The 17,585-nt window shown below is 70.5% G+C and carries 16 protein-coding genes; 11 read left to right on the forward strand and 5 right to left on the reverse strand.

Annotation, left to right across the window (positions count from 1 at the left end):
• Nucleotides 1–154: 154 nt before the first annotated feature.
• The 3 genes from ACYBSK_RS20955 to ACYBSK_RS20965 form a co-directional block, all read right to left on the reverse strand.
• Nucleotides 155–451 carry a WhiB family transcriptional regulator gene (locus tag ACYBSK_RS20955; protein ID WP_460247067.1) on the reverse strand — a complete coding sequence of 99 codons (297 nt, stop codon included), beginning with the start codon at nt 449–451 and terminating at the stop codon, nt 155–157.
• A gap of 133 nt (nt 452–584) precedes the next feature.
• Nucleotides 585–950, reverse strand: coding sequence for a hypothetical protein (locus ACYBSK_RS20960; RefSeq protein WP_457478713.1), 366 nt, complete (start codon nt 948–950; stop codon nt 585–587).
• A 98-nt stretch (nt 951–1,048) separates the two neighbouring features.
• Nucleotides 1,049–1,864, reverse strand: a complete 816-nt coding sequence (locus tag ACYBSK_RS20965; protein WP_457478714.1) for an ArsR/SmtB family transcription factor — start codon at nt 1,862–1,864, stop codon at nt 1,049–1,051.
• A gap of 283 nt (nt 1,865–2,147) precedes the next feature.
• On the opposite strand from ACYBSK_RS20965, the gene ACYBSK_RS20970 reads away from it, so the two are divergent.
• The 9 genes from ACYBSK_RS20970 (at nt 2,148) to ACYBSK_RS21010 (ending at nt 14,673) form a co-directional block, all read left to right on the forward strand.
• Nucleotides 2,148–3,140 (forward strand): LacI family DNA-binding transcriptional regulator, encoded by a 993-nt coding sequence (locus ACYBSK_RS20970; RefSeq protein ID WP_460242844.1) that lies wholly within the window; start codon nt 2,148–2,150, stop codon nt 3,138–3,140.
• Nucleotides 3,141–3,252: 112 nt separating this feature from the next.
• Nucleotides 3,253–4,479 (forward strand): sugar ABC transporter substrate-binding protein, encoded by a 1,227-nt coding sequence (locus tag ACYBSK_RS20975; protein ID WP_460242845.1) that lies wholly within the window; start codon nt 3,253–3,255, stop codon nt 4,477–4,479.
• Between the two features lie 20 nt (nt 4,480–4,499).
• On the forward strand, nt 4,500–5,459 hold the full coding sequence (locus tag ACYBSK_RS20980; RefSeq protein ID WP_460242846.1) for a carbohydrate ABC transporter permease: 960 nt from the start codon (nt 4,500–4,502) through the stop codon (nt 5,457–5,459).
• An 8-nt stretch (nt 5,460–5,467) separates the two neighbouring features.
• Nucleotides 5,468–6,295 carry a carbohydrate ABC transporter permease gene (locus ACYBSK_RS20985; RefSeq protein ID WP_460242847.1) on the forward strand — a complete coding sequence of 276 codons (828 nt, stop codon included), beginning with the start codon at nt 5,468–5,470 and terminating at the stop codon, nt 6,293–6,295.
• A 52-nt stretch (nt 6,296–6,347) separates the two neighbouring features.
• Nucleotides 6,348–8,411, forward strand: coding sequence for a glycoside hydrolase family 31 protein (locus ACYBSK_RS20990; RefSeq protein ID WP_460247068.1), 2,064 nt, complete (start codon nt 6,348–6,350; stop codon nt 8,409–8,411).
• Between the two features lie 147 nt (nt 8,412–8,558).
• Entirely contained in the window at nt 8,559–9,863 is a 1,305-nt protein-coding gene (locus ACYBSK_RS20995) for an ABC transporter substrate-binding protein (protein ID WP_460242848.1), read from the forward strand.
• Nucleotides 9,860–10,837, forward strand: a complete 978-nt coding sequence (locus tag ACYBSK_RS21000; protein WP_460242849.1) for a carbohydrate ABC transporter permease — start codon at nt 9,860–9,862, stop codon at nt 10,835–10,837. Before ACYBSK_RS20995 ends, ACYBSK_RS21000 begins: the two co-directional genes overlap by 4 nt.
• Nucleotides 10,834–11,658 carry a carbohydrate ABC transporter permease gene (locus ACYBSK_RS21005; RefSeq protein ID WP_460242850.1) on the forward strand — a complete coding sequence of 275 codons (825 nt, stop codon included), beginning with the start codon at nt 10,834–10,836 and terminating at the stop codon, nt 11,656–11,658. Before ACYBSK_RS21000 ends, ACYBSK_RS21005 begins: the two co-directional genes overlap by 4 nt.
• Before the next feature lie 45 nt (nt 11,659–11,703).
• Nucleotides 11,704–14,673, forward strand: coding sequence for a glycoside hydrolase family 3 C-terminal domain-containing protein (locus ACYBSK_RS21010; protein WP_460242851.1), 2,970 nt, complete (start codon nt 11,704–11,706; stop codon nt 14,671–14,673).
• Nucleotides 14,674–14,703: 30 nt separating this feature from the next.
• On the opposite strand, the gene ACYBSK_RS21015 is transcribed toward ACYBSK_RS21010, so the two are convergent.
• Nucleotides 14,704–15,900, reverse strand: a complete 1,197-nt coding sequence (locus tag ACYBSK_RS21015; RefSeq protein ID WP_460242852.1) for an FAD-dependent monooxygenase — start codon at nt 15,898–15,900, stop codon at nt 14,704–14,706.
• A gap of 157 nt (nt 15,901–16,057) precedes the next feature.
• On the opposite strand from ACYBSK_RS21015, the gene ACYBSK_RS21020 reads away from it, so the two are divergent.
• A complete protein-coding gene (locus ACYBSK_RS21020) occupies nt 16,058–16,549 on the forward strand; it encodes a MarR family winged helix-turn-helix transcriptional regulator (RefSeq protein ID WP_457478724.1) in 492 nt (163 codons plus the stop codon).
• A 42-nt stretch (nt 16,550–16,591) separates the two neighbouring features.
• Here ACYBSK_RS21020 and ACYBSK_RS21025 read toward each other — a convergent pair whose 3' ends face one another.
• Entirely contained in the window at nt 16,592–16,768 is a 177-nt protein-coding gene (locus ACYBSK_RS21025; protein ID WP_460242853.1) for a hypothetical protein, read from the reverse strand.
• A 111-nt stretch (nt 16,769–16,879) separates the two neighbouring features.
• Between ACYBSK_RS21025 and ACYBSK_RS21030 the strand changes: the two genes are divergently transcribed.
• Nucleotides 16,880–17,584, forward strand: a complete 705-nt coding sequence (locus ACYBSK_RS21030; RefSeq protein ID WP_460242854.1) for an N-acyl homoserine lactonase family protein — start codon at nt 16,880–16,882, stop codon at nt 17,582–17,584.
• Nucleotide 17,585 lies beyond the last annotated feature (1 nt).

The following is a 17,585-nucleotide window of genomic DNA, read 5'->3' on the forward strand; positions in this document are numbered from 1 at the left end:
GGTGGGGACACGTGCAACGCGTGTGGCGCGGAACGCCTGTTGAGCCGGCACCACCCTAAGAAGGCAACACAACCAATACAATGAGGGCGTAGGACTTTGTTGGTTCTTGAGAACGCCCCGGGCGCCGCCATGGAACGCCCGGCCACCGCCGCCCTCAGCCCGCGGCGCGCCCGGCCGTCTCCTGCCAGTGTTCGTCGCGGGCGGCCTCCAGGAGGCGGCGCCAGGACGTGACGGTGGGGCGGCGGCGCAGCAGGGCACGCCGTTCGCGTTCGGTGGCGCCGCCCCACACGCCGTACTCGATGCGCTCGTCCAGGGCGTGCGCCAGGCACTCGGTCCGCACTTCGCACGTGTCGCAGAACCGCTTGGCGTGGGACTGCGCCGCGCCCTCCACGAACAGTTCCTCCGGGTCGGTGGCCCGGCAGGCCGCCTTGTCCCACCACGAGTTGAAGATGTCCGACACTTTTCGCTCCTTGCTCCTGGCACATTCGGTCGTCTCAGGTGCGAATGGCGACCGTACGCCATCGATTCTCAACAAGCAGCCCATGACCAGGAGTTGGACGGGGAGTGACCGGCGCCCGCCGGGGCTAGATCCGGTCCGTCAGTTCTTCCGCGTAGACCTGCGACAGCGGTTGCGGGCCCACGTACTGCTGGCAGTTGCACCGCCCCGCCTCGTAGTGGACCGGCTTCTTGTTCTCGTCCCAGGCGGTGGGGACCTCGACGCGCTCGTGGCAGCGGCCCGTCTTGTCGTGCTTGGCGAGGTGGTGGGTGCAGCCGCAGATCGGCTCCGGCGGTTTGTTCGCCGCCTCGACCGCGAGCCGGGCCTGTTTCGCGGCCTCGATGCGTTCCATTCTGCGCTCGTGCCGGTTGCGCAGTGCGGTGCGGCCGGTGTCCGCCGCCCAGGCGAACGCTCCCGTCCAGAACAGGATGAGGATCGCCCAAATCCAGTTCATCTACCGCCCCTTCCCCCCGGAACACCACGCGGTGGCCTCCAGGATAGGCGCCCCGCCGTGGCGGTGCGCCCTCCCGGCGGGCACGCGCCACCCGCGGCTCAGCTCTGCGGCTCCGGCAGCGGCTCCCCGGTCTCCAGAAGCGTCTTGAGGCTGGAGAGCAGCGCGGGCCAGCCGTCGCCGATCATGCCCCGGACGGTGCTGTCGGGCTCGAACCCGTCGTGGACGACGGTGAGTTTGACGGTCTCGCCCGTCGCCTCCAGGTCGAAGGTCACCTTGGACCGCTTCTCGCGCGCGATGCGCTGCCGGAGTTCCTCGTCGACGCCGACGGCGCGTGCCCACGCGGGCGTGAAGGTGTGCCAGGTGTAGGCGAGGCGGCGGGGCGGGTCGGCTTCCAGGACGACCTGTTCGGGGTCCTCGGTGCGGTTCTCGCCCTCCACCCACACCATGGGCGAGCCGGGCTTCCAGTCGGTCTCGAAGGTCACACCCCAGTAGCGGCGGGTGAACGCGGGAGACGTGAGCGCCTCCCACAGCCGCTCGGGCGTGGTGCGGACGTAGCTGGTGTGCACGAAGGGCCCCACGGCGGCGGGGGTGGCGTTGCTCATGAGGGTCTCCTCTTCCAGTGCGGTACGCAGGTCGTCGAGTGCGGCGGCGCGGTGCCGGTCGTAGCGGCTGAGCCAGCGGTCGGCGACGGCGTTGAGGGGTGCGGCGTCGAGGTAGTGCAGCTTTTCGCGGCCCCGCCGCACGGTCGTGACCAGGCCCGCGGCCTCCAGCACGGCGAGGTGTTTGCTGACCGACTGCCGGGCCATGTCCAGCTCGCCGCAGAGTTCGCCGAGGCTCTGCCCGCCGCGCTCGTTGAGGCGGTCGAGCAGCCGCCGGCGCCCGGGGTCGGCCAGCGCCTTGAATATCGCGTCCACCGGCGTGGGACCTTTCTCCGCTCGACATGCAGCCGATCGGCTGCACTTTCGACGATAGGCAGCCGTTCGACTGCATGTCAATCGTGGGGCCGCCGCCTGCGGCCGACCTCGCATCGTCGAAAACCGTCGAAGCGACCGCCCGGCTATGGACGCCCCCGCACCGCCGACCTAGTGTCACGGTCGTTCCATTCGGGCAGGCGCCGCGATCACGGCGCGCCGCGCCCTCGTCGAAAGCATTCGACGCGAGCCACCGGACACAGACGCACACGAGGGGCGGCACACCATGGTCGGCATCACGGACGTGGCCAGGCAGGCGGGCGTCGCCGCCAGCACGGTCTCGTACGTGATCAGTGGGAAGCGGCCGATCTCGGCGCCGACCCGGCGCCGCGTCCTCGACGCCATGACGGCGCTCGGGTACCGGCCCCCGGCCGCCGCGCGGTCCCGCACCATCGGGCTCGCCGTGCGGGTCAACGACGGGGCGCACCGGCCGCTGCTCGCCGAGTTCATGCTGGCGGCGAGCGTGGCGGCGCGCGGCCGGAACTGCAACGTCCTGCTGCTGACCGACCACGCCGAGCACGGTGTGCTGGACGCGGCGCTGCTGGACGGGCTCGTCCTCATGGACATCGGCATCCACGATCCGCGCCTGGAGACGGTGCGCGAGCTGGATGTGCCCGCCGTGCTCATCGGGCTGCCGCGCGATCCGGCCGGGCTCGCCTGCGTCGACCTCGACTTCCACGCGGCGGGGACGGCGTGCGTGGACCACCTCGCCGACCTCGGGCACCGCGAGGCGGTCTTCCTGGGGGCGCCGGAGGCGGCCTACCGGCGGCGCGCCGGTTTCGCCGTGCGCACCGTCGCGGGCGCCATCGAGCGCGCCGGGGCCCGCGGCCTGAGGCTCACCCACCGCGCGGTCGACGGCGACTGGGACAGCACGGCGGGCACGCTCACCCGTGCGCTCCAGGAACGTCCGGACGCCACCGCGCTGATCGTCCAGAACGAGGCGGCGACCCCGCACCTCGCGCCGCTGCTGCGCAGCCTCGGACGGGCCGTGCCCGAGGACATGTCGCTCGTGGTGCTCGGCTCGGACGCGGTGGCCACCGCCGGCGCGCCCGCCCTCACCTCCATCGCCGTCCCGGCCGCCCAACTCGCAGAGCGTGCCGTGGAGTTGCTCATCGCGCGCATCGACCGCCTGAGCGGCGCCGCCGAACCGGTCCCCGTACTCCTGGAGCCGCGGCTCACCGTCCGCGCGAGCACCGCTCCCCCGCCACCTCCTCGCTGACCCCGCCCGCACGTCCCATCGGCATGCCTCCGGTGCGGCATGCCCCGGCTCCGTGCGCCCCGAACCCCCGGACCGTCCCCCCTCTCTCCCCCGACCTCCAGAAGGAACCTTCGTGTCCACCCGTATCCGCGCAGCCACCGCCGCCTGCGCCGCGTTCGCGCTCAGTGCGACGCTCGGCGGCTGTGGTCTGATCACCGCAGACACCCCGCCGAACACGCTCACCGTCGCGGACTACTACACCGCCGAGCCGGGCAACACCGCGCTCACCGAGATCCTGGAGACGTGCGGCCGCGCGACCGGGGTGAACGTGGTCCGCGAGGTGATGCCGCGCGCCCAGCTGGTGCCCAAGCTGCTCCGGGACGGCGCCGCCCGCACCCTCCCCGACCTCGTCCTCAGTGACAATCCGGACCTGCCGAAGCTCGCCTCGACCGGCGCGCTGCTGCCGCTCGAAGGGCGCACGGACACCTCGGGCTTCTACCGGAGCGTCCTCGAAGCGGGCACGTACGACGGTGAGCTCTACGGTGTCGCGCCCGGCGTCAACGGGCTGGCGCTCTTCTACGACAAGGCCGTCTTCGAGAAGGCCGGTCTGGAGCCGCCGACCACGTGGAAGGAACTGAAGGACAGCGCCGCCGAGTTGACGCGGGGCAACCGCTACGGGCTCGCCCTGTCCGCCGTCGGCACGGAAGAAGCCAGCTGGCAGTACGAGCCGTTCCTGTGGAGCGGCGGCGCCGACCTGGACAGGCTCGATTCGACGGCTTCCGTCGACACGCTGACGTACTGGTCGGGGCTGTTCCGCGACGGATCGGTGTCGAAGTCGGCGCTCAACTGGCAACAGTCCGACGTCGCCGAGCAGTTCATCGGCGGGCACGCGGCGATGATGGTCAACGGGTCGTGGCAGTTGGCCGCGCTCGACGCGCAGAAGGGCCTGGACTACGGCGTCGTGCCGCTGCCGGTGCCGGAGCGCGGCGACGCCCCCGTCACCCCGCTCGGCGGCGAGGTGTGGGCCGTGCCCAAGGGTGAGCGGCAGGACAAGGCCACCGAGGTGCTCGACTGTGTGCTGCGGCCGGACAACATGGACGACTGGGCGCGGCTGCGCGCCGACGTACCCGCCCGCCCCGACGTGGCGAAACGCCTGGTGAAGCGCCAACCGGACCTCGCGCCGTTCGTCGCGGGCGTGCCCTCCGCGCGGGCGCGCACCACCGAACTCGGCACCGCCTACCCGGCTGTGTCCGAGGCGCTGCGCACCGCGCTCCACCACTCCGTGACGGGAACGCTCGACCCTGCCCGCGCCCTGAAGGCCGCGCAGCGCGACGCCCGCGCGGCCGTCTACGACCACTGACCAGGCGAGGTGCCGCACTCATGACCACCGTTGCCGAACGGCCCGCCGCATTGGCCGCGCGCCCGACACCGCCGTCCCCGGACGCCCGCGCGGCCGCCCGCCGCACACGCCTGGCCCGGATGAGTTTCTACGTTCCGTCCGTCCTCTATCTGCTGCTCTTCTTCGGCTACCCGATCGCCGCGAACGTCGTCATGTCCTTCCAGGACTACACGGTCACGTCGTTCTACGACGGCGGCGCCCCCTTCAACGGGCTCGACAACTACACGGCGATCCTCACCGACCAGCTGTTCAGCGCGTCGCTGTGGCACACGGCCGTCTTCACGGTCGCCTCGCTCGCCGCCCAGTTCGCGATCGGTCTGGCGCTCGCCCTGTACTTCCGCCGCCGTTTCCCGCTCGGGTCGGTGCTGCGCGCCCTGCTCCTGCTGCCGTGGCTGCTGCCGCTGCTGGTGTCGGGGACCGTGTTCCGCTGGCTGCTCGACCAGGACTACGGGGTCGTCAACCAGGTGCTGATGGGTCTCGGCGTGGTCAGCGATCCGGTGCCGTGGCTGGTCAGCCCCGACCACGCGATGGCGGCCGTCGTCATCGCCAACGTCTGGATCGGCATCCCCTTCAACATGGTGATCCTGTACGGCGGACTCCAGTCCATCCCGCCGCAGCTGTACGAGGCCGCGTCGCTGGACGGCGCCGGGGCCTGGCACAAGTTCCGGCACGTCACCTGGCCGCTGCTGCGCCCGGTCACGGCGGTCGTGCTGATGCTCGGACTCATCTACACCGTGAAGGCCTTCGACGTCGTCATGGTGCTGACGCAGGGCGGACCGGCCGACGCGACGCAGCTGCTGTCCACGTGGTCGTACCAGCTCTCCTTCACCAACCTGGAGTTCGGTCAGGGAGCCGCCGTCAGCAACGTCCTCATCGTCATCGCCATGGTCTTCGCCCTCGTGTACCTGCGGGCCGTGCGCGCCGAGCAGTCCGAAAGGTGAGGACCGAGATGCCCACCACCACCGCCGTGCGCCGCTGGGCGCACACCGTCTTCGCCCTGGTGCTCGTCTGCGCCTTCCTGTTCCCGCTGTACTGGATGGTCAACGCCTCGCTCCAGCCGGGGCAGGCCCTGCTGAGCATTCCGCCCAAGTGGTTCCCCACGGACCCCACCTGGGACGGCTACCGGGCCGCCTTCGACACTCAGGGCCGTCATCTGGTCATCAGCCTCTTCGTGGCGTGCGGCAACGTCGTCCTCACGCTGGCGCTCGCGGCGCCGCTCGCCTGGGCGCTCGCGAAGTTCCGGCTGCGCTGGGCCGCGCTGATGCTGTTCGCGCTGCTGATCGTGCAGATGGTGCCGGGCATCGTGAAGGCCAACTCGTTCTTCACGCTCTACAGCCAGCTCGGGCTGCTGAACAACACGATCGGGCTGATGCTCGCCCAGTCCACCCTGTCCGTGCCGTTCGCCGCGGTGCTGCTGCGGGCGCAGCTGCGGGACATCCCCGGCGAGGTCGTCGAGGCGGCGGCGCTGGACGGGGCGGGGCACTGGCGCACGTTCCTGCGGGTCGTACTGCCGATGAGCCGCAACGGGCTGATCACCGCGGGGCTGTTCGCGTTCCTGTTCTCCTGGGCCGACTTCCTCTTCGCGATCACCCTCACGTCCCGGGAGGCGGTCACGCCGGTCACGGTCGGCATCTACCGGTTCATGGGGGCCAACGCCACCGACTGGAACGCGCTGATGGCCTCCGCCGTGCTCGCCTCGATCCCGGCGGCGGTCCTGCTGATCGTCGCGCAGCGGTACATCGCCGTCGGCGTGACCGGCGGCTCGGTCAAGGACTGACCCGTACGCACGCGGCACGAGAGCCTCGCCGCGCCCCAGACATCCTCAACTCATCTACTGGAGAAGCACGTTGAACACCTTCCGGGAACACGACGGCGGCCTGGAGTGGCACGGCGGGCACGAGACGCTGCGCGTCGAGCCCTGGGGCGAGCACTCCGTTCGGGTGCGCGCCGCGCTCATGCCGCCGCGCGACGACATCCCCGGCGCGCTCCTCGACCGCCCCGCCACCGGGGCCGAGATCACGATCCCCGATCTGACCGGTCTGACGGTCTTCAAGAACGGCCTGGGCTCCCCCACCGACCCGGTGCCGCCGGCCCGCCTGGTGAACGGCCGGATCACCGTCGAGCTCACCGTCGACGGACTGCTGCGCTTCGTCCGCACCGCCGACGGCCGTGAACTGCTGGCGGAGCGCCCCGCGCACTTCTGGTGGCCGGGCAGCCGCGCGTACACCCCGCTCGGGCACGGCTACCACCGCCTTGAGCAGCGGTTCGAGGCCTACGAGGACGAGCGGGTGTACGGGCTCGGGCAGCGCCAGCACGGGCTGCTCGACCAGAAGGGCACCGTCCTGGACCTGGTGCAGCGCAACACGGAGATCACCATCCCGTTCGCCCTGTCCAGCCGGGGCTACGGCTTCCTGTGGAACAGCCCGGCCGTCGGGCGTTCGGAGTTCGTCGGCACGCACACCCGGTGGGTCGCCGACAGCGCCCGCCAGATCGACTACTGGATCACCGCGGGCGAGCGGCCCGCCGACATCCTGCGCGCGTACGCGGACGCCACCGGACACGCGCCGGCGTTCCCCGACTGGGCCACCGGCTTCTGGCAGTGCAAGCTGCGCTACCGGACGCAGGCCGAACTGCTCGGTGTGGTCCGCGAGCACAAGCGGCGCGGGCTGCCCATGTCGGTGGTCGTCGCGGACTTCTTCCACTGGACACGGCTCGGCGACTGGCGGTTCGACCCCGAGGAGTGGCCCGACCCGGCCGCGATGGTCCGTGAACTCGACGAACTGGGCGTCAAGTTGATGGTGTCGGTGTGGCCGTCGGTGAACCGGTCCTCCGAGAACTACGACGAGATGGAGCGCCGCGGTCTGCTCGCCGCGACGGAGTACGGGACGGCCGCGCACGCCACGTGGATCGACAAGGGCGCCGACCACCGCGTGATGGTGTCCTTCTGGGACCCCACCAACCCCGAGACCCGTGACTACGTGTGGTCGAAGGTGCGGGAGAACTACCAGTCGCTCGGCATCAACCTGTGGTGGCTGGACGCCTGCGAGCCCGAGATGAAGCCGGGCCACCCCGCCAACCTGCGCTATCACGCGGGCCACGGCTCCGAGGTCGCCAATCTGTACCCGCGCGAGAACGCCCGCATCTTCCACGAGGGCATGGCCGACTCCGGGAACACCGACGGCATGTCCTTCTCCCGCTCCGCCTGGGCGGGCAGCCAGCGCTTCGGCACGGCGGTGTGGTCCGGCGACATCGGCACCGACTTCCCCGCGCTGCGCGCGCAGATCGCGGCGGGCCTCAACATCGGCCTGTCGGGCATCCCCTGGTGGACGACCGATATCGGCGGCTTCCACGGCGGCGACCCGGACGATCCGGCGTACCGGGAGGTGCTGGTCCGCTGGTTCCAGTTCGGCGCGCTGTGCCCGATCTTCCGTCTGCACGGCTTCCGGCTGCCGTGGCTCCCCCTCGGCGGCGAGATGACGGGCGGGCCCAACGAGGTCTGGTCGTACGGCGAGGAGGCGTACGCGATCATGCGCGGGTATCTGGAGCTGCGCGAGCGGCTGCGTCCGTACGTGGCCGAGCAGATGGCCACGGCCGCGCGCGAGGGCCTGCCGCCGATGCGGCCGCTGTTCCTCGAATTCCCCGACGACCCCGCGGCGTGGACCGTCGCCGACCAGTTCCTCCTCGGCCCGGACCTGCTGGTCGCCCCGGTCACCGAGGCGGGTGCCACCAGCCGCGAGGTCTATCTGCCGGCCGGCGCCCGCTGGCGCTGCGCCTGGACGGGCGCCGCGTACGAGGGCGGGTCGCACCACACCCTGGACGCGCCGCTGGACCGGATCCCGCTGCTGCTGCGGGACGAGGCGGTGCTGCCGGTGGCGGGGCGGACGGGCGCCTGACGCGCGCCCGGCGCGCAGTCGATGCGTTCAACCCATTGACCACCCGCTCCGCGCCCCATACCGTCACGCGTCGAAGCGCTTCGACATACCCGTGCCGAGCTCTGAGGGAGCCTGCGGATGGTGACGATGTTGACGAGACGGAACAGCATGCGCGGGCCGAGGCGGCACCGTCGCGCCCTCGGCGCCGCCGGTGCCGCCCTGACCTGCGTGCTCGCACTCACCTCGTGCGGGAGCGGCGACGACGACAGCGGTGGCGGTGACGGAAAGACGCTGCGGCTGTGGCACTACGAGGCGCAGAACAGCGCGATGGGTGTCGCCTGGAACGCGGCGATCAAGGAATTCGAGGCCCAACACCCGGGCGTGAAGGTCAAGTTCGAGGAGAAGAGCTTCGACCAGATCCAGAAGACGGCGTCCATGGTGCTCGGTTCGGACGACGGCCCGGACCTCATGGAGTACAACAAGGGGAATGCGACGGCGGGACTGCTGTCCAAGCAGGGACTGCTCACCGACCTGTCCGCCGAGGTGAAGAAGCGCGGCTGGGACAAATCGCTCTCGCCGTCCGTGACCACCACGAGCCGCTACTCGCCCGCCGGTGAGATGGGCTCGGGCAAGTGGTACGGCGTGCCGAACTACGGCGAGTTCCTCCAGGCGTACTACAACACGGACCTTTTCAAGAAGTACGACGTGAAGGTGCCGACGACCTTCGACGAACTCACCGACGCGCTGGCCGAGTTCAAGAAGCGCGGCGTCACACCGCTCGCCAACTCCGGCGCCGAGTACCTGGCCCACCAGTACGTGTACCAGCTCGCCCTGACCAAGGCCGACCGCGCCTGGGTCGACGACTACGAGCTGAACGGCAAGGCGGACTTCCACGACGAGGCGTGGACGTACGCGGCCGAGACCTTCTCCGACTGGGTGAAGAAGGGGTACATCGCCAAGAACACCACCAGCGCCACCGCGGAGAAGGCGGGTGTCTCCTGGCTCCAGCAGAAGACGCCGATCATCTTCTCGGGCACCTGGTGGTTCGGCCGCTTCGCGGACGAGGCGAAGTTCGAGTGGTCCTCCGGGATCTTCCCGGGCGCGCAGCTGACGCCCGGTTCCGGCGGCAATCTGTGGGTCGTGCCCGCCAAGTCCAAGAACAAGGAACTCGCCTACGACTTCATCGACATCACCATGTCGAAGAAGATCCAGAACCTGCTCGGCGACAAGGGCGGCGTGCCGGTGGCCGCGGACGCCTCGGCGGCCAAGGACCCGAAGTCGCAGGCGCTCATCAAGGACTTCAACACGCTCTCGGAGAAGAACGGCCTCGCCTACTACTCGGACTGGCCGGTGGCCGGCTTCTACGAGACGCTCGTCTCGCAGACGCAGAAGCTCATGACCGGAAGCGCTTCACCCGATGAGTACCTCGACGCGCTCCAGGCGGCCTACGACAAGGGCGCGTCCAAGGGATGAGCCTGACCGCCCCTCGCAAGGAGAAGGCGGACCACGACCGGCGCGGCGGGACCGCTCTTCCGCCGCGCGGCCGTCGGCGCCGTGACTCGTACGCCCTGTTCCTGCTGCCGGGGGCGCTCGCGTTCCTCGCCGTGATCGTCGCCCCGTTCGTGATGAACACCGCGTGGAGCTTCGCCGACTGGCAGGGGTCGGGCCCGATCGCATGGTCGGGGCTCGCCAACTACCGTGAACTGCTGGCGGATTCGGAGTTCTGGGCGTCCTTCCGGCACAGCCTGTTCATGGTGCTTTCGATGTCGCTCGTGCCGACCGTCGTCGGTCTCGTCCTCGCCGCCGCGCTCTTCGACTTCGTCGGCAAGCACTACGGCAGCCGCCTCGCCGCCGTGCTGCGCGCCTGCTTCTATCTGCCGCAGGTGCTGCCGATCGCGGTCGCGGGCATCGTGTGGAGCTGGGTGCTCGCGCCGGACGACGGGGCGCTGAACGCCGCGCTGAAGGCCGTCGGGCTCGGGTCGTGGCAGCAGGACTGGCTCGGCGACCCGGACCTCGCGCTGTGGTCCGTCATGGGCGTGATGGTGTGGGTGCAGATCGGCTTCCCGCTCGTCGTCTTCATGGCCGGACTCCAGCACGTCGACCCGCAGCTGTACGAGGCCGCGGAGCTGGACGGGGCCGGATGGTGGCGCCGACTGTGGCACGTGACACTGCCGCAGATCCGGGCCGAGATCTACGTCGTGCTGCTGTGGTGCACGATCGCCGCACTGAAGGTGTTCGGGGCGATCTACGTCCTGACGAAGGGCGGGCCGGGCGGCGCGACGAACGTGCCGTCCTACTTCTCGTACACGACGTTCTTCGAGCAGACCCAGGTCGGCTACGGAGCGGCGATCTCCACCGTCCTGACCGTCATCATCCTGGTCCTCGCGCTCGTCGGGCTGCGCCTTCAGACCCGGTCCGAGGACGCCGAGGAAGGGGGTTCCGCGTGAACGCCGCCGTGCGTCGCCATCCGGTGCTCGTCGCGCTCGTCATCGCGGCCCTGTTCATGGTCGCGCCGTTCGGCATCGTCGTCCTCAACGCCTTCAAGTCGCCCGAGGAGTACTCCAGCAACGGGCCACTGGCCCTCCCGGAGGGGCTGTACACGGACGGCATCACCAATTTTTGGGAGCGGGTCGACTTCGGCGAGAAGCTGTGGAACTCGGTGCTGATCAGCGGGTCCGTGGCGGTCCTCGCCGTGCTGCTGTCGATCCTCACCGCGTACGCCATCGGGATCGGCCGGGTGAAGGGCCGCACCTGGGTGCTTGCGTTCTTCGTCCTCGCGAACATGCTGCCGCAGGAGTCCCTGGTGTACCCGATCTACTTCCTGGCGAAGAAGGTCGACCTGTACGACACCCGGCTCAGCGTGATCATCGTGTTCACGGTGATCCAGTCAGCGTTCGGCACCTATCTGCTGGCCTCCGTGCTCGGGCGGTTTCCGCGCGAGGTGGTGGAGGCGGCGCGGATCGACGGGGCCGGGAAGTGGCAGATCCTGTGGCGGATCGTCGTACCGATGAACCGGCCGACGATCGGGGTGCTGCTCGTCTTCTTCTTCATCTGGACGTGGAACGAGTTCCTGCTGCCGCTCGTCATGCTGCTGTCCAACGCCAACCAGACGGTGTCGGTGGCCCTCGGCGTGCTTCAGGGGCAGCGGCTGATGGACGCGACGATGACCAACGCGGCGGCGCTGCTCGGTGTGCTGCCGGCGATCGTGTTCTTCCTCGTCTTCCAGCGGACACTGACCCGCGGCATCGCGGTCGGGGCCGTCAAGTAACCGCACACGCACCGTTGTTGCGTCTCCCAGCGTAAGGAGTCAGCCGTGCACGACGACCGCGCAAGACCCGCCGGATCCGGCATCAGCAGACGTACGCTCCTCGCCGCCGCGACCGCGGCGCTGGCCGTGCCCGGCGCGACGATCGCCGCCGCGGCGCCCTCGGTGGCCTCCGCCACGTACCCGTTCCGCGATCCGTCGCACTCGGTCGGGGCGCGGGTGAAGGACCTCCTCGGCCGGCTGACGCTGGACGAGAAGGTCTCGCTGCTGCACCAGTACCAGCCGGCGATCGACCGGCTCGGCATCCGCTCCTTCCGCACCGGCACCGAAGCCCTCCACGGGGTGGCGTGGCTCGGAAAAGCGACCGTGTTCCCGCAGGCCATCGGGCTGGCCTCGACGTGGGACACCGCACTCCTCGAACGGGTCGGGGCGGCGGTCGGCGACGAGGCGCGCGGCTTCCAGCAGGAGCGACCCGCCGGATGGGGCCTCAACCTGTGGGCGCCGGTGGTGAACCTGCTGCGCGATCCACGCTGGGGCCGCAACGAGGAGGGCTACTCGGAGGACCCGTACCTGTCCGGTGCGCTCTCGACGGCGTACGGCAAGGGGCTCACCGGCGGCGATCCGGACCATCTGAAGACGGCGCCGACCATCAAGCACTACCTCGCCAACAACAACGAGGTGGACCGCGCGGCGACGTCGAGCGATCTGCGGCCGCGGGTGCTGCACGAGTACGACGAGGCGGCGTTCCGCCCGGCGGTCGAGGCGGACGCGGTGACCGGGGTGATGGCGGCGTACAACCTGGTCAACGGCCGCCCCTGCACGGTGAATCCGGACCTCGACGACGCCGTGCGGTCGTGGACCGACCGCGCTCTGCTGAACGTCACCGACGCGTGGGCGCCGAACAACCTGGTGTCAGGCGTGGGTGTGCAGGACTACTACCCGACGCTCGCGGAGGCGGACGCGGCGGCGCTCAAGGCGGGCATCGACAGCTACACGACGGACGACACCAATTCCGCGCCGACGACGACAGCCCTCAAGAAGGCGCTGGCGGACGGCCTGTTGGAGGAGTCGGACATCGACCGGGCGGCCGGTCATGTCCTCGCGATCCGTGTGCGGCTCGGCGAGTTCGATCCGGACGGCGGCCGGTACGGGGCGATCGGCAAGGACGTGATCGACTCCCCGGCGCACCGGGCGCTCGCCCGCCAGGCCGCGACGAAGGCGGTCGTCCTGTTGAAGAACAAGGGCGGCACACTCCCCCTCGACGCGGACCGCACCGCGCGCGTCGCCGTCGTCGGTCCGCTCGCCGACACCCTCTACACGGACTGGTACGCGGGCACGCTCCCGTACGCGGTGACACCTCGGGACGGTGTCGCGGCGAAGCTGGGCGAGGCGGCGGTGGAGAGCAGCGAGGGCGTGGACCGGATCGCGCTGCGCAATGCCTCGACGGGGCTGCGGGTCACGGCCGGTGCGGGGGCGGCGGGGGCGCCGTTGCGGGAGAGCGACGCCGCCGCGTCGGACGCGACGGCCCACTTCGACGTCTTCGACTGGGGCGCGGGGATCGTCACGCTGCGGGCCGTGGCGAACGGACTGTACGTGGGGCGCGGCGATGCCGGGTTCGTCAACGACCAGGCGCAGCCGAACGGTTGGTACGTGCAGCAGCAGTTCACGCTGGAGGAGCAGCCGGACGGTGACACGTACCTGTTGAAGTACGCGGGGTACGAGACGGCGGACTCCTGGTGGACCTCGCCGGTGTATCTCGGCCCGACGGGCGCGGACGGGAAGCTGGGCCTGGTGGAGAAGGCGTCGGCGGCCCGGTACGCGCGCGAGGTGGTGCGCTCCGGCGCCGAGGAGGCCGTGGCGGCGGCCACCGGGAAGGACGCCGCGATCGTCGTCATCGGTTCGATGCCCGCGATCAACGGGCGCGAGAACCACGACCGCACGAGCCTGGACATCGCCCCGGCGCAGGCGGCACTGGTGGCGGCGGTGGCTGCCGCCAATCCCCGCACGGTGGTGGTCGTGGAGAACAGCTACCCGACGGCGCTGGGTGAACTCGCCGCGAAGGTACCGGCGTTGCTGTGGACCTCGCACGCGGGCCAGGAGACCGGCAACGCGCTCGCCGCGCTCCTCTTCGGCGACGCGAACCCGGCGGGGCGCCTCACCCAGACCTGGTACCGCTCCGAGGACGACCTGCCGTCCATCCTCGAATACGACATCATCAAGCACGAGCGCACCTACTGGTACTTCCGGGGCAAGCCGCTCTACCCCTTCGGACACGGCCTGTCGTACACGTCGTTCGCGTACGGGGAAGTGAAGCGCTTCGACGGCGGGTGCGCGGTCACCGTCACGAACACGGGGCGGCGCGCCGGGGACGAGGTGGTCCAGCTGTACGTCCACCAGCGCACCTCGCGGGACGCCCAGCCGCTGCTTCGGCTGCGGTCCTTCGCCCGGGTGTCGTTGCAGCCGGGCGAGACGAAGACGGTGCGCCTTCCGCTGACCAGGCGCGATCTGGCGCACTGGGACGTCACCCGCGACCAGTGGGTCGTGGAGTCCGCCACGTACGACATCCTGGTCGGCGCCTCCTCCACGGACATCCGCGCCCGGACGACGTGGAAGGTGTCGGGCGAGACCATCCCGCCGCGCGACCTCGCGCGCACCACACGCGCCGAGAACTTCGACGACTACACCGCGATCCGCCTCGCGGACGAGTCGAAGGCCCGCGGGACGGTGGTGTCGGCGACGTCCGACGACGCGTGGGTGTCGTACGCGGATGCGCGCCTGCCCAGCGGAACCGCCACGTTCACGGCCCGCCTGTCGGGCGCGGCGGGGCGGGTACGGATCCGCGTCGGCAGCCCGAAGGGCCGCGTCCTCGGCTCGGTCCCGTTCGCCGGAACGGACTCGGTCTACGACTACGCCTCGGTCACGACACGCTTGCGCGACCTTCCCGGGGGCCGCGCCGCGCTGTACCTGTGCCTGTCCAAGGGCCTGCGCCTGTCGACTTTCACGCTGCGTCGCGACTGACGCCTGAGGTCTCCGGCCCCGGGCTCACCCCTAGGTGGGCGCGGGGAAGTCGGGGAGGGTGATGTTGTCGGCGGGAGGTGAGGTGAAGCGGCTGGTCCGGGAGAGGCGTTGGAGCAGAGGGGTGGTGGCCAGTCCGATGGCTGTGTGCAGGGCGCGGACGCCGGTTCGTGTCCTGGGGAAGGCGAGGCGGGGCACACCCGGCGGGAGTTTCTGGGCCTTGGTGACGTAGGGCCTCATGCGGGTTTCGTACCGCTGGTAGGCGGTCTCGTGGTCGCAGGACCGGGCGAGTTCGGTGGCGAGTACGTACGCACCGACGAGGGCGAGGCTGGTGCCCATGCCGCTCAGTGGCGAGGCGCAGTAGGCGGCGTCCCCGACGAGGGCGATGCGGCCGCGGTGCCAGGAGGGCAGGCGGATCTGGCCGACGGCGTCGAAGTAGTAGGGCGCGGAGTCGAGTTGGTCGAGGACGCGTGCGGCGGCCGGGCCCGATCCGGCGAAGGTGCGGCGCAGGACGGATGTCTGTGCGGGGCGGTCGAGTTGGTCCAGTCCGCGGACGTCGGTCATGAAGGAGAGCACGGCGCGGATGGTGCCGAGGTTGTCGGGGCGCAGCGTGATCTGCCGTTGCCGGTCGGCGTGGTACCAGCGCCACCAGTCGTTGTCCTCGCCGGTGCGGGGGATGGTCAGGTAGGCCGTGTAGAGGCCCAGGTCGGTGATGCGGGCGTCGGGGAAGACCATCCGGCGGGTGCGGGAGGTCAGGCCTTCCGCGATGACGACGAGGTCGAAGGAGCGCGCCGGTGCGCGGCGGAACGTGACGTCCACGCGGTCACCGGTGTCGTCGAGGCCGGTGATCTGGTCGTCGAAGAGGTACTCCGTGTGCGGTTCGGTGGTGGCGTGGATGATGCGGGAGAGTTCGCCGCGCAGGATCTCCAGTTCCGCGGTGGCCCCGTCGGCGCCCGTTTCGCTGCGCGGCCAGGCGCCGACGACGCGTCCGGTGCGGTCGAGGAACTGGGTGCCTTCCTCGCCGGTGGTGTGGCGGCGGAGGGTGTCGTCGATGCCCATCCGGCGTACGACGTCGCGGGCCGCCCCGCGGATGTCGATGTTCTGGCCGGAGTCGCGCAGTTGGGCGAAGCGTTCGACGACGGTGGTGTGCCAGCCGGCGGCGTTGAGCCAGTGGGCCAGGGTGGGGCCGGCGACGCTGCTGCCGGAGATGAGGATGCTGGGGGTGCGCAAGGGGTGCTCCGGACGTTGCGGGCGCATGACTGCCCGTTCATGTGCTTCCATGATGGAACAGTATCACCGTGAAACTACAAGAGGACGCAATGGTTCCTTCGCGGAACTGTTCGCCGGGCATAGCATCAGCACGTCGAGCACATGCAGGAAGGACACCGTGGACACCCCGACCGATGAGCACCCGCGTCACCACCAACTCCTGGAGGGGCTGCGCGCGCACGGCATGGCGTTCGGCGAACTCGGGCGCCGCTTCGGCGCGCACACGGGGCTCCACGTCACCGACGCGAAGGCCCTGGTGGAGATCCTGGAGGCGCAGGACAGCGGTCGGCCGCTGACCCAGTCGCAACTCGGCCGGCGCATCGGCCTGTCGACCCCGGCGACCTCCTCGCTCCTCAACCGCCTGGAGGGAGCGGGGCACATCCGGCGCATGCGCAACAGCGCAGACCGCCGCCTGGTGACCCTCCACGCCACGGACGGCGTGGAAGACCTGGTCCACGCGTTCTTCAATCCTCTGGCCGACCGCCTGTCAGCCGTCGCGGACACCTACCCGCCCGAGGTGCTGACCGCCTTCACCCGCTTCCTCGGCGAGATCCGCACCGTCATGACCACCTACGCGGCGGACGGCACGGAACCGACGACCCACGGGTGACTCGCCGCCCGCACGGCGCCGACGCCTACCGGCCGACCGCGCTCACGCCGCCTTCACCATTGCGTCACTGACGGCTTCCGCCCACGCCGCGACCAGCACCTGGTACTCGCGGCGCTGCTCGGCGCTCAACCTCCCACCGGAACACAGCATGAGGGCGCGGATCTGCTCGTTGAGTTCGTCGGCAGACCGTGCGGAACCATGCTTGGGTGTGGGGATCATGTGAAGAGACTAGTGCCCGCCACTGACATCGAGCACACCATTTCCGCCCGGTCGGACGTGCCATACGACACACTCCGCACGTGCAACCGCCTCCGCTGCCACGATGAGCCGATGACGCAGCACACGGAGGTACGGCGCCTCGACCTCGGCCACATCGTCCGCCCGGCCACGGAAACGGGCACCGACCAGCCGCGCGTGGAGCCGGTGTTCGCCTATCTGGCGCGGCACGAGCGGGGCCTCGTCCTCTTCGACACGGGCATCGGAGCCGCCGACGCCGGCACGGAGTCGCACTACCGCCCGCGGCGCAGGCCCCTAGAGGCGGCACTGGCCTCCGCGGGGGTGAGCGCCGCGGAGATCACCCTGGTGGTCAACTGCCATCTGCACTTCGACCACTGCGGCGGCAACCCGCTGTTCCGCGACCGGCCCATCGTGGTGCAGGCAGCGGAGCTGGCCACCGCCAGGCGGGGCGATTACACCATCGACGAACTGGTCGACTTCCCCGGCGCCGACTACCTGGAGATCTCCGGCGAGGCCGAACTCTGGCCCGGCGTCCGGGTCGTGCCCACCCCGGGCCACACGGACGGCCATCAGTCACTGGTGGTCCAGCAGCCCGACGGCACCGTGATCCTGGCGGGCCAAGCGCACGATTTCGCCTGGCACTTCGCCTCGGACCACGCCGCCCGGCGCGCCGAGCTCGACGGACTCGAACCGCCTCGCCCCACGCCTCGGCCATGGCTGGGACGGCTTCTCGAATTTGATCCGCGCAGGGTGGTGTTCGCCCACGACAGCGCGGCGTGGGAGCCGCCGGCCGCCTGAT

The sequence above is a fragment of the Streptomyces sp. BYX5S genome, assembly GCF_054724165.1.